The sequence below is a fragment of the Paraburkholderia sp. GAS82 genome (assembly GCF_050436285.1).
Taxonomy (GTDB): Bacteria; Pseudomonadota; Gammaproteobacteria; order Burkholderiales; family Burkholderiaceae; genus Paraburkholderia; species Paraburkholderia phenazinium_B.
Map to the genome: position 1 here is coordinate 471,530 of NZ_JBNDLX010000004.1, position 13,041 is coordinate 484,570.

Here is a 13,041-nt window from a genome sequence, read left to right on the forward strand (position 1 = left end):
CATGGCATGAGCCGACGCCATCGCTTTACCTACTGCGACTCCATCTCCCGGTCCGAGCGCGCCGGGCTCACCGGCCCATCCGGCTTACGCTCGTCCGCCGCGACATGCCCGGCGTCAGCCAGACGCCGGCGCTTGCCCTGCGTCAGCGACGCGACCGCATGGAACGCCACCGGCGCGAACACCAGGCCAAGGAGCGTGGCCGCCAGCACTCCGCCGAATACGCCGGTACCGATCGACTGACGGCTCTCGGCCCCTGCCCCGCCCGATATCACCAGCGGCGCCACGCCCAGCAGGAACGCCGCTGAAGTCATCACGATCGGCCTGAAGCGCGCGGCCGAGGCATCGATCACCGCACGCGTCAACGGCAGGCCGCGCGCATGCAGATCGCGGGCGAACTGCACGATCAGAATCGCGTTCTTCGCCGACAGCCCGATCACGGTGATCATCCCCACCTTGAAGTACACGTCGTTAGGCATGCCGCGCATCAACACCGCCGACACCGCGCCGATCACGCCAAGCGGCACCACCATCAGCACCGCGAACGGAATCGTCCAGCTTTCGTACAACGCGGCGAGCGCCATGAACACGGCGAGCAGCGACAAACCGATCAGCAGCGGCGTCTGCTTCTCCGCCAGCGTTTCCTCCCGCGCGGCATCCACCCAGTCGTACGCCACGCCCACCGGCAACGCTGAGGCGAGCCGCTCCATCTCCTTCATCGCCGCGCCCGAGCTGTAGCCGCGCGCCGCGCGGCCGCTCACGTCGAGCGACGGGTAGCCGTTGTAGCGGCTCAACGCCACCGGCCCGACCGTCCACTTGCGCGTCGCGATGGCCGACAGCGGCACCATGGCCCCCTGCGAATTCATCACGGAGAGCGCCATCAGATCGTCGTCCGTCATGCGAGTCGACGCGTCACCCTCCACCACCACGCGCCGCATCTGACCCGAAGCCGGGAAGTCGTCGACATAGGTCGAACCGAAAGTGCTGCCCAGCAGGTCGGAAAGCTTGTCGAACGACACACCCAGCGCATAGGCCTTGGCCCGGTCGATCGTCAGCTCGACACGCGGCGCGTCGGGCAGGTCTTCGGAATGCACATCGGCAAGAACCGGATCGGCTTTGGCCTTCGCGAACAGGTCCTCGCGCGCCGCCTTAAGCGCGTCCAGACCGACGCCACCGCGATCCTCCATGCGGAACACAAAGCCGTCCGAGCGCCCCACCCCCGGTACCGACGGCGGCAACTGAGCGTCTACCCTGCCATCGAGAATGCTCGCGAATTCGCTATTCAACTGGTCCTGCAACTGGATTGCGCTGACTGTGCGCTTGTCCCAGTCCTTCAGTTCGACGAAGGCCATGCCGACGTTCTGGCCACTGCCCTGGAAACTCCAGCCAATCAGGCTCGTCACGTGAGCGATCTCGGCGTGGCGATTCAGGATCTGCTCGACCCGCTTGATCACCCCCAGCGTGCGCGCCTGGGTCGAACCGGCCGGCAACTGAACCATCACCTGCAGTTGTCCCTGATCTTCCGTCGGCAGAAAACCGCCCGGCATCTTCCAGTAGAGCAAGCCGCAGACGCCGACCAGCACCGCATAGATGGCGAGCATGCGCCCGATACGCTGCGAGGTGCGCGTGGTAAGCCAGCGGTAGCCATGCGAAGCCCCGTCGAAACCCTCGGCGAACTTCGAGGCGGCGCGCGCGAACAGGCCGCGCAGACCGCGGCGCGCTTCGCGCTGGTGCGGCGTCGAGCCGGTCGGTTTCAGCAGGTTGGCGCAGAGCGCCGGCGTGAGCGAAAGCGCCATGAACGACGACACCAGCATCGAGGCGATCATCGCCACCGAAAACTGGCGGTAGATGCCGCCGACGCTGCCCGGAAAGAACGCCATTGGCACGAACACCGCCGTCAGTACCGCGGTCACACCCACGATCGCACTGCCAATCTGCGACATCGCCTTGCGGGTCGCCTCTCGCGGCGGCAAGCCCTCCTCTTCCATCACGCGGTGCACGCTCTCGACCACCACGATCGCATCGTCGACCAGAATCCCGATCGCCAGCACGAGGCCGAACATCGTGAACACGTTGATCGACAGGCCGAACGCCCACATCGCGAGGAACGCGCCCATCAGCGTGACCGGGATCACCACCGTCGGCACCAGCGTATAACGCAGGTCACGCAGGAACAGCCACATCACGAAGAACACTAGCACCACAGCTTCGATCAGCGTGTAGACCACCTCACGAATCGCGATCTGCACAAAGTGCGCACTGTCGAAAGGGATCTGCATCTGTATGCCGGGCGGCAAGCTCTTCGACAGTTCGGCGAGGCGCGCTCGAATCGCGTTCGAGGTTTCCAGGGCATTACCACGCGGTCCTAACTGAATCCCGACGGTCGCGGACGAGCGGCCGTTCAGGCGCGACCAGAACGAGTAATCGTCGCGGCCGAGCTCGACGCGTGCCACATCGCGCAGGCGCACGGCCGATCCGTCCGGCTTCGCCTTCAGCACAATCTGGCCGAATTCCTCCGGCGATACCAGTTGTCCCTTGACGTTCACCGAGGCCACCAGCTCCTGCCCCGGCACCGAGGGCGCGTCGCCGAGCGTGCCGGCCGTCACCGTGGCGTTCTGAGCCGTGATCGCGGCGTTGACGTCGCCGGCGGCAAGTCCGTATTCGCGCAGCTTCATCGGATCGAGCCAGATCCGCAAGGCCTGGTCGGAGTCCCACAGTTGCGCCGAACCCACTCCGGGCGCGCGTTTCAGCTCGCGTATCACGTAGCGGTTCATGTAACTGCCAAGGTCGGACGAATCGCGCGTGCCGTCGGTGGACGTTAGCGCGACCAGCATCAGGAACGTATTCGAGGCCTTGAAGACGCTGATGCCGTTCTGCACCACCTGTTGCGGCAAACGCGGCTCGACCTGCTTGAGCCGGTTCTGCACATCGACCATCGCGATGTCGGGATTGGTGGCGGGCGAGAAGGTCGCGTCGATTTCCAGATTGCCCTGACCGTCGCTGCTGGTTTCGTAGTACAGCATCCCATCGGCGCCATCGAGACTCTCCTCGATGATGCTGCCCACGTCGCCGTCCACCACCTCGGTGGCTGCGCCCGGGTAGCTCGCGACGATCACGATGCGCGGCGGCGAGAGACGCGGATATTGGGCGACGGGAAGCTGCGGAATGGCGATCGCGCCTGCCACCATGATGGCAAGCGCGACAATCCATGCGAAGACCGGCCGGTCGATAAAAAATGAGGGCACTCAGGTTCCTGTCAGTGCTGCACGAAGGACGGCGCGTCGACGAGACGGGCCATGTGCAAGACATCGGCCAACTGGCCGTCGCGCATGGCATAGCCACGCGAACGTCCCTCTTCGACGAAACCAAAGCGGCGATAGAGCGCAATGGCCGCCACATTGTCCGCAAACACGGTCAGTTCGAGGCGGCGCAAACCGAGCGAGCCATCCGCGCATTCGACCAGCGCGGCGAGCAGCGCGGCACCCACACCGCGCCCCTGGAAGGCGTCGTGCACGGAGATGCCGATGGCGCCGATATGCGCACGGCGCGGCGTTTTCGCCAGCAGGCCGGCATGTCCGACCACACGGCCGTCAAGCTCCGCGCACACATTGATGCTGCCGGCGGGCAGTTTGGCAAGCCACTCCCGCAAGCCTTCCGCGGTGCGATAGCCGATCGTCAGCGTGCCACGCCGGACACCCGGTTGACACATGACGTCGGCGATCGCCTCCATGTCGGACGCTTCGCACGCGCGCACGACCACGCGCGGTGTCACCTGTGCTTCTCTCTCAAACCTCACGCTGCTCGTGTTCATTATTGTGGTCCGTTGCGAATGGCATCGGCTCACGCAACCGCGCCATGAAGTAGCAATCGATCAGTACACCGTCACGTAAAGACGCTCCACGGTGTAGTGCTTCTACTTCGAAACCGTATTTCCGGTAGAGCGCGATGGCCGGACCATTGTCCGTGAACACATAGAGTTCGACGCGCCGCAGACCCAGCCAGTTATCGGCCAGGTCGAGCATTTCGGCGACCAGCGCATTGCCGACGCCGCGGCCATGCCACGCTTCATGCACGCCGAGGCCGATCATGCCCGCATGAGCCCGACGCAGCTTGCCGGGGACCAATCGTCCGAAGCCGACCAGTATATCGCCGACCATCGCGGCAATGGCTACCTCGGGTAAAGCAATTTTCTCGATGCCCTCACGAGTCTTTTCGAGGGTCGGATACGGTGGATGCGGATGGCCGCGCAACATGGCAGGCTGCAGCTCCAGTGCATGGAACTGCGCCGCATCCGCGACGCGCAAGGCGCGCAGCGTGAACGCTTCAGGCAGTGGTTTTGCTGGCGCGTTCTTATCCATCCGCTTAAAGCGTTAACTCGAACGAACGCGTGAGGACCCCAGGCAGATGCATCCCGCCGGTCGCGCGTTCTCCGTAGGTGGAATCGTTCAACAGCAGTTCCGGTTGCGCGCCCAGCCGTTCCAGCTGATCGCCGAGCAGCCTGTACATGCTGTCGTCAAAGCGCATCGCCTCGACCGGCGCGACGATCTTGCCGTTCTCCACCCAGAACGTCGCGAAGCGCGTCATGCCGGTCAGGCGGCAATTCATCCGGTCCGAGAAATTCACGTACCAGAGGTTGCCGATGTAGAGGCCGGTGTCGAGCTGCGTCAGCACGTCGTCCTCGGCGAGGTCGCCGCCCTCCATCGACAGCGCAACAGGCGATTCGGAGTCCAGCGCGCCGTTGGGCTGCAGGCCGTATTCACGGGCGCTGCGGGCATTGGTCAGACGCTCCAGGCTGCGACCGTCCTGAATCAGCGGCACGCTGGCACGCAGATAACCGTCTTCGTTGAATCCCGGTGTGATGCCGATGCTCAGGTCTTCAGTCAACGTCACGCGTGGATCGAGCGCCGCTTCGCCGGTATGCAGCTTGTATAGCGAGCTGCGCGACGTAGCCTGCGCGCGGGCCGAGAAGCCACTCCACGAGGTCACGCCCAATAGTTCTTCGAGCGCAGCGGGCGCAAGATACGACCGGTAGCGCCCCGGCGCCAACGCCCGCGGCGTCAGCGCGAGGATCGGCAGGCGGGCCGCCGCCTGCTCGACCTTGCGGGCGAACGTGGCGTCGCTCCAGTGGTCGCCGGCGTAGCTCGTCTTGATGGCGCGGCCGCTCGGGTCGTACAGCGACCAGCTGAAGTTGAAGTTGCTGACTTCGTACCAGCCGCGGCTGCCTTTGGTCGATGCGAAACCGCGCACGATCGTGCCACCCGCATAAAAGCCCACGAAATCGAGCCCCTTCGCGCATTCGTCTACGGTACGTACCAGCGCTTGCGGCTCCGGCACCTTTCCGTCGCGGCGCGTCGAGCGTTCCCACTGCGACGTATCGAACAGCAGATGAGGATCGTCCGGTGCATCGCGCAGTCCATCGCGCAGCGTGGCGAGCGCACGGCTCACGTCCTGCAGGTCGCTCTCGGTTTCGCCGCAGACAGTCAGCGTGGAATACGCCTGACGTGCCCCGTCGATCAGGCGCAGCGTCAGCTTGCCTTGCGAGACACTGCCGATCTGCCGCACCTTGGCCGCGTTGAAGCGGATGAAATCGGATTGCTCAGCCGAGAACGAAATCAGCGTGATTTCGGCACCCCGCTGCGCATGCTCGACGGCATCGGCGAGTAGCAGGAAATGACGATACCAGTCCACCGTCGACGCATTTTGCAACATCATGGAGCCGCTCATCATGCGCCTCCAAAGACATCGATATTGCTGAACACGCAGGCAGGCGACGCATGGCCGACCCGGATCGCCTGGGCCGGCTCACCTTTGCCGCACATCGGCGTGCCGAACAGCTGGCGGGTGCTCGCATTGCCGACCGCGGAAAGGCTGCGCCAGAAATTCGCGGAGATGCCCCGATAGTTGGGCTGCTTGACGACCTGGGTGAGCTTGCCGTTTTCGATCAACTGACCGAACTCGCAGCCAAACTGAAACTTGTTGCGATGGTCGTCGATCGACCACGACGTATTGCTGCGCATCAGAATTCCGTGTTCGATATTGGCGATCATCTCGTCGAGCGACTGGTCACCCGGCTCGATATTCAGATTCGCCATCCGGTCGATCGGCGGCCGGTTCCAGTTCGACGCGCGCGAATTCGCGACACCCGGCAGATGCGCACGCTGTTGCGATAGCGCGCCGCCCAGCGGCCGCTCGAGCAGGCCGCCGCGAATCAGATAGTGCTTGTGTGCCGCGCTGCCGTCGTCGTCGAAGGCGTAGGCCGCCGCTTCTTCGCGCAGTTCCGGATCGAACGTAACGTTCAGCAGTTCGGAGCCATATTGATAGTGGCCGAACATCTCCGCCTTCACGAAACTCCAGCCGGCGTAGTTGCGCTCGTCGCCGAGAATACGGTCGAGCTCGAGCGGATGGCCGATCGACTCGTGAATCTGCAGCATCATCTGATCGGGCATCAGCAGCAGATCGCGCTTGCCGGACGGGCAATTCGGCGCGTTGAGCAGTTGCAGCGCCTCGTGGGCGATGCGCGCGCCGGCGCCGTCGAAACCATAGCGCGCCAGCACTTCGAGGCCGCCCTGCGCGAGCGTGCCGTAGTTACCGCCCAGCGTGCGCACTTGTGTGTCGCCATTGGCATGCGCGGCGACACTCAACTGCGGCATCACAAAACGGAAATGCTGGTCGATCCGCACGCCGTCGCCGGTCATGTAAAGCTGATCGGTGTGCGTCACCTGCACGCTCGCCGCGCGCTCGACGATGCGCGGGTCGATATTGGCGGCCGCGCACTCGCGCCAGAGCCGGTCAAGCCAGTCGCGCCGGCTCGGCAATGCGTGCTCCGTGTTCGGCGACACGTAGTGGCCGCTCGCGGCCGGACGCGCGATCTCGCGATGATCGATCAGCGACAGCTCGCTGCTCGCCCTCGCGCGTGCGGTTGCGATATCCAATGCAGCCTGCAAACCGGCTGCCGAGAGATTGGCGGTGGCCGCATAGCCGGCACCGGCGCCGGCATAGGCGATCAGCATGGCGCCGCGGTCACGCACGGTGCGCAGCGGCTGGGCGACATCGTCGCGGACTTCGTGATCGTCGATCGTTTCGTCGACGACGCGCAGCGACCAGAAATCCGCGTCGCTTTTCAGCGTGCGGGCAGCTTGCGCCCACCTTTCGTCAATCATGCAATTTTCTCTTGGATATCGGACACGGGCGCGATCATCGACGACGCCAGCAACGACTGGGTATACGGGTGCGACGGCGCGTGCAGCACGTGCATCGTATCGCCCGCTTCGACGATGCGGCCCGACTTCATCACGATCACGCGATGCGCCATGGCTTTCATCACCGCCAGATCGTGGGTGATGAACAGGTAGCTAAGCTTGTACTTTTTCTGCAGATTTGTCAGCAGATTCAGGACCTGCTTCTGGATCGACACGTCGAGTGCGCTGGTCGGCTCATCGAGCACCAGCAGTTCGGGTTCGACGGCCAGCGCGCGCGCGATGGCAATACGCTGACGTTGGCCGCCGGAAAACTCGTGCGGGTAACGCAGCATCGATTCAACCGGCATACCCACTTCTTCGAGCAACGCGCCGACGCGATCGCGCCGCACCCTCGCGTCGATGTCGGGCCGATGCACAGCCAGGCCTTCGCCGATAATCTGCTCGACCGTCATACGTGGCGACAGCGAGCCGAACGGGTCCTGAAACACCACCTGCATGCGCGCGTACAGCGCCCGCTTCGCCTTGGCGTTTTTCAGCGACGAGAGCGCCAGCCCGTCGATATCGATCGTCCCGGCGGCCGGGTGCTGCAGGCCGAGGACGGTCGCAGCGAGCGTCGACTTGCCAGAGCCCGATTCGCCGACGATGCCGAGCGTCTCGCCGCGGCGCAACGTCAGGTCCACGTCGTGCACCGCGCGGAAGGTCGACTTGCCGAAGATCGAACGCAAGCCTTTCGCCGATACGTGATAGTCGACGGCCAGACCCTTTACGTCGAGAATCTGCCGTGCGTCCGCTTCGACTGCGTCGATGTTACGTTGCGGTTCGCTATCGAGCAGGCGCTTTGTGTAGGGATGCTGAGGATTCGCAAACAGGGCCTCGGTAGTGTTGGTTTCGACCAGCACGCCCTTTTCCATCACCGCGACGCGCTGCGCGAAGCGCTTCACCAGATTCAGGTCGTGCGTGATCAGCAGCACCGCCATGCCGCGCTCGGCGGCTTCCTGTTCCTGCAACTCGATCAGCAGATCGACGATCTGCTGTCGCACGGTGACGTCGAGTGCGGTGGTCGGCTCGTCGGCCAGCAACAGACGCGGCCGGCACGCGAGCGCCATGGCGATCATCGCGCGCTGACGCTGGCCACCCGACAACTGGTGCGGGAAACTGTCGATGCGACGTTCCGGCTCGGGAATCCCGGTACGGCGCAGCAGTTCGATGCCGCGCTCGCGCGCCGCATTCGGGCGCATGCCTTCGTGCAGGCGCAGGCTTTCGGCAATCTGCTTGCCGACCGTGTAAAGCGGATTCAAGGCCGTCATCGGCTCCTGAAACACCATCGCGACATCGGCGCCGCGAATTCCGCGCATCTGCTGTTCGGTCTTTTGCAGTAGATCTTCGCCGTCGAGCAACATGCGCCCGCTCAGATCCGCCTGGTCCACGAGCCGCAGGATCGACAAGGCGGTCACGCTCTTGCCCGAGCCCGATTCGCCGACCAGCGCGACGCGTTCGCCGCGAGCAATCGACAGGCTCAGTTCCTGCACCGCGACTTTTTCGCCGAAGCGCACCGAGAAGCGGTCGATTTCCAGCAAGGGCCTGTTCAAAGGTTTGTTCATTACTTGCCACCCCCGAACGCCGAAGCGCGCATGCGCGTATCGAGCGCGTTGCGCAAGGCGTCGCCCATGAAGGTCAGCAACAGCAGCGTGATCACCAGCGCGGAGAACGCAGAGATCGAAATCCACCATGCATCGAGATTGTTCTTGCCTTCGGCGAGCAACTCGCCGAGGCTCGGCGTCGGCGGCGGCACACCCAGGCCGAGGAAGTCGAGACTGGTCAGCGACAGGATGGCCGCGCTCATGCGGAACGGCAGGAACGTGATCACCGGCGTCAGGCTGTTAGGCAGCACGTGTTTCCACATGATCTGCCAGTTCGAGAGGCCCATCGTGCGGGCAGCCTTCACGTAATCGAGCGAGCGGTTGCGCAGGAATTCGGCGCGCACGTAGTCCGACAGCACCAGCCAGCCGAACATCGACAGCAGGATAAAGAGCAGCCATAGCGTCGGTTCGAAGATCGAAGCGAAGATGATCAGCAGGTACAGGTCCGGCATCGAGCTCCAGATTTCGATCAGACGCTGGCCGATCAGGTCGGTGCGTCCGCCATAGAAGCCCTGAATGGCGCCCGTGAGCACACCGATCACCACGCCCGAAATCGTCAACGCGAACGCCATCAATACCGACAAACGGAAACCATACAGCAGGCGCGACAGCACATCGCGGCCAAACTGGTCGGTGCCGAGCCAGTTGCTCGACGACGGCGGCGCCGGATACGGATGCGCCGCGAAGTAGTCGATCGTGTCGTAGTGGTAATGGTTCGGCGGGTACACAGCGAAATTGCCGTTGCCCTGAATGCGCGAACGGATATACGGATCGAGGTAATTGGTCCTGGCCGGGAAGTCGCCGCCGAACAGCGCCTCCGGATAGTCCTTCACGATCGGAAAATAGTAGTGGCCGTCGTAACGCACGATGAGCGGACGGTCGTTGGCCAGCACTTCGCCGAACAGGCTGATCACGAACAGCGCGCCGAAAATCAGCAGGCTCCAGTAACCGAGACGCTGGCTCTTGAAACGCTGCCACGTGCGCCGCCACGGCGACACAGAGGCGACGAGCGTGACTGCCGACGGGTCAGCGGCCCAGGCGGTTGAATTGGATGCGGGGGTCGACGAGGACATAGCAGACGTCAGCAATAAGTTTGGTTACAAGACCGATCAGCGTGAACAGGAAGAGCGAACCGAGTACGACGGGGTAATCGCGGCGGATCACGGAGTCGTAGGACAGTTGGCCCATACCGTCGAGCGAGAACAGGGTTTCGATCAGCAGGTTGCCGTTCAGGAAGGCGCCCACGAAAGCGGCGGGCAGACCTGTCAGCAGCGGAATCGCAGCGTTGCGCAGCACGTGCTTCCACAGCACGTCGCGCTCCGGCGCCCCTTTGGCTCTTGCGGTCAGCACGTATTGCCGGCCAATCTCCTCAAGGAAGGTGTTCTTCGTCAGGATCGTGACGATAGCGAAGTTGCCGACCACCGATGCGGTGACAGGCAGCACGATGTGCCACAGGTAGTCCAGCAGCTTGCCGAACAGGCTCAGGTCCTGGAAGTTATCCGAGGTGAGACCGCGCATCGGAAACACCTGCCAGAAGGTACCGCCGCCGAACAGCATCAGCAGGAGGACGCCCAGCACGAAGCCTGGGATAGCATAACCTGCCAGCACCATAACGCTGGTGACCGTGTCGAACCGTGAGCCGTTGCGCACCGCTTTCGCGATGCCCAACGGCACCGATATCAGGTAGGTCAGTATCACCGTCCATAAGCCGAGGGTGATCGACACCGGCAGCTTGGACTTGATCACGTCCCACACGCTGTCGTGCTGATAGTAGGACTGCCCGAGATTGAAGGTCGCGTAGTTCTTCATCATCAGGAAGTAACGCGTGAGCGGCGGCTTGTCGAAGCCAAACTGCTTCTTGATCTGCTCGATCTGCTGCGGATCGACGCCCTGGCTGCCGTGATAGCCGCCGCCACCCGCCCCCGCCTCTCCGCCACGGCCTTTGCCGTGGCGGAGTTGCGTCATCACCTGTTCGACCGGCCCACCCGGCACGAACTGCGTGACGACAAAGGTTAGGGTCACGACGCCGATCAAGGTCGGCACCATCAACAACAGACGTCTAAGAATGTAAGCAAGCATGGTGAACCTCAGTTTGCTGCGGATGGAGCAGAAACCGGCGTGGCCGCGGAAAGCGCCGCCTGCGGTTTCTTGTACCAGTAGTCGATGATCCAGTCTTCCGCCTGGTACGTGACCGGCACGATCTTCGGATACGCCATTGTCGTCTTGTAGCCGATGCGGGAGTTCGCGTTGTAGTACTGCGGCACGAGGTAGTACTCGTTGATCAGCACACGGTCGAGCGCGCGGGTGGCCGCCTCGAGATCGTCGAGGTTGTTTGCGGCGAGCGCCGCGTGAACCAGCGCGTCCACCGCTTTCGACTGGATCCCCGGCCAGTTTTCCGAGCCCACCTGAGTCGCGGCCGCACTGCCGAAACGACGCTCCAGTTCCGCGCCCGGAATCGTGACCGGGTCGTAGATCTTGGTGGTCATGTCGTACTCGAAGTTATCGAGTCGCTTCTCATACAGCGCGCTGTCGATCTCGCGCATATGCGCCTGAATCCCGAGCGTGCCGAGTGCCTGCATGTACGGCAGGATCAGACGGTCCATACCGGGCTCGTCGTCCATGATCTCGATCGTCATCGGATTGCCGTTGGCATCGCGCAACGCACCGTCACGATAGTGCCAGCCGGCTTGCGCGAGCAGATCGCGAGCTTTGACGAGATTGCCGCGCAGCGAGTTGGGCGGCAGCGTGTTGGCCTGCTTCACCATGGGACCGAACACATCAGGCGGCAAGTCCGCGCGGAACGGCTCAAGCAACGCGAGTTCCTTCTGGCTCGGCATGCCCGTCGCGCCGAACGGGCTGGCGTCGAAATAGCTGTTCAGACGCGTGTACTGGCCGTAGAACATCATCCGGTTCATCCAGTCGTAGTCGAACGCAAGCGCCAGTGCGTGGCGCACGCGGACGTCCTTGAACATCGGCCGGCGCAGATTGATCAGGAAACCTTGCATTTGCGCCGGGCCGTCCGGCACATCGACCTGCTTGAGCAGACCGTTCTTGAAGTTCTTGCCGACATACTTGCGCGCCCATTGGGTGGCGCTGTATTCGACCCGGACGTCCGAATCGCCGGCCTTGAAGGACTCCAGCATCGTGTACTGGTCTAGGTACAGCTTGAAACGGATGCGGTCGAAGCGGAACATACCGCGCCGCGTCGGCAGATTCGCCGCCCAATAGTTCGGATTACGGACGTATTCGATGTCCTTGTCGTTCTTGCGCTGGGCGATCAGATAAGCGCCGCTAGCGATCGGCGGCGTTGCCGCGATCTGGTCGAACGGCGGACGTTTGCCGTCAGCCGTCATACCCCACTTCGGCGAAAACACCGGCAGGTCACCGGCGATCAGGGGCGCATCGCGCTCGGCTCGCTTGAAATCGAAGCGGATCGTCATCCTGTCGACGACCGTCGCGCTTTTGATGATCGAGAACTGCGCGTTGAACAGTGGCGAGGCCTGCGGGCTCGTCAGCGTATCAAAGGAATATTTGACGTCGGCGGCCGTGATCGGGTCGCCATTCGAAAAGCGCGCGGCGGGATTGATGTGGAACGTCGCGGAAGTCAGGTCCGGCGCCACATCCACATTGTCCGCAATCAGGGCGTATTCGGAGGCGAGTTCATCCCAACTGCGCTGCATCAGCGTATCGAACATCAGGTTCTGGATGTCCGGCGCAGGCGCGCCGCGAACCAGAAACGGATTGAGCGAATCGTAGCTCTGCAGTTCGTTGTAGTTCTCGAAATTCAGCGTGCCCGTGTTCGGCGCGTCAGGGTCCGCATAGTCGAAATGCGTGAAATTGGCGGGGTATTTGGGCTGGTCGTATTGGGCAATCGCGGAGGCGGCATGGGCCGGCGTCACCGCCAGACTCATTGCACCAAGCAGTGCGGCAACCAGCGCCGGAGCAACGCGCGTGGCAGCTTGCCGGGTCGCCAGAGCGCAAGAGATCGTCCATGCGGCGCGCGGCAACCGAAACTTCACAAGTCTCATCATCAGTATGCGTAGGTCGCGCGCTGGCTTGTGGCCGACACGCGGTTCGTCGGATCGACCTGGGCAATGCCAACCGCCATCGCCCGGATCACTTAAGGCGTCGCATGGCGCCTTGGGTTACGGGTAGCGTCGCACGACAAGTCCCGAACAGCAAGACCACATCGCTTACGCAATCCC

Annotated in this window: 9 protein-coding genes; all 9 read right to left on the minus strand. The window is 63.3% G+C overall.

Going from position 1 to position 13,041, the window contains the following annotated elements; all coding sequences use genetic code 11:
• Window positions 1-29: 29 nt before the first annotated feature.
• From P3T17_RS15515 to P3T17_RS15555, 9 genes are read right to left on the minus strand one after another with little or no spacing between them, the layout of a single operon-like run.
• On the minus strand, window positions 30-3,242 hold the full coding sequence (locus P3T17_RS15515; protein WP_429407670.1) for a multidrug efflux RND transporter permease subunit: 3,213 nt from the start codon (window positions 3,240-3,242) through the stop codon (window positions 30-32).
• 11 nt (window positions 3,243-3,253) lie between these two features.
• The gene (locus P3T17_RS15520; protein WP_074265121.1) at window positions 3,254-3,808 is read right to left on the minus strand and encodes a GNAT family N-acetyltransferase; all 555 of its coding nucleotides are present in this window, start codon (window positions 3,806-3,808) and stop codon (window positions 3,254-3,256) included.
• Window positions 3,783-4,355, minus strand: a complete 573-nt coding sequence (locus P3T17_RS15525; RefSeq protein ID WP_429407672.1) for a GNAT family N-acetyltransferase — start codon at window positions 4,353-4,355, stop codon at window positions 3,783-3,785. The genes P3T17_RS15520 and P3T17_RS15525 overlap by 26 nt, the downstream gene beginning before the upstream one ends.
• Before the next feature lie 4 nt (window positions 4,356-4,359).
• The gene (locus P3T17_RS15530) at window positions 4,360-5,709 is read right to left on the minus strand and encodes a TldD/PmbA family protein (protein ID WP_429407674.1); all 1,350 of its coding nucleotides are present in this window, start codon (window positions 5,707-5,709) and stop codon (window positions 4,360-4,362) included.
• Window positions 5,710-5,720: 11 nt separating this feature from the next.
• Window positions 5,721-7,157 carry a TldD/PmbA family protein gene (locus tag P3T17_RS15535; RefSeq protein ID WP_429407676.1) on the minus strand — a complete coding sequence of 479 codons (1,437 nt, stop codon included), beginning with the start codon at window positions 7,155-7,157 and terminating at the stop codon, window positions 5,721-5,723.
• Window positions 7,154-8,797: an ABC transporter ATP-binding protein gene (locus P3T17_RS15540; protein ID WP_074265124.1), complete on the minus strand. Its 1,644-nt coding sequence runs from the start codon at window positions 8,795-8,797 to the stop codon at window positions 7,154-7,156. Before P3T17_RS15540 ends, P3T17_RS15535 begins: the two co-directional genes overlap by 4 nt.
• Window positions 8,797-9,909: an ABC transporter permease gene (locus tag P3T17_RS15545; RefSeq protein ID WP_429407677.1), complete on the minus strand. Its 1,113-nt coding sequence runs from the start codon at window positions 9,907-9,909 to the stop codon at window positions 8,797-8,799. Before P3T17_RS15545 ends, P3T17_RS15540 begins: the two co-directional genes overlap by 1 nt.
• Window positions 9,863-10,915 carry a microcin C ABC transporter permease YejB gene (locus tag P3T17_RS15550; RefSeq protein ID WP_074265126.1) on the minus strand — a complete coding sequence of 351 codons (1,053 nt, stop codon included), beginning with the start codon at window positions 10,913-10,915 and terminating at the stop codon, window positions 9,863-9,865. The genes P3T17_RS15545 and P3T17_RS15550 overlap by 47 nt, the downstream gene beginning before the upstream one ends.
• Window positions 10,916-10,923: 8 nt before the next feature.
• Window positions 10,924-12,864, minus strand: coding sequence for an extracellular solute-binding protein (locus P3T17_RS15555; RefSeq protein WP_429407905.1), 1,941 nt, complete (start codon window positions 12,862-12,864; stop codon window positions 10,924-10,926).
• Window positions 12,865-13,041 lie beyond the last annotated feature (177 nt).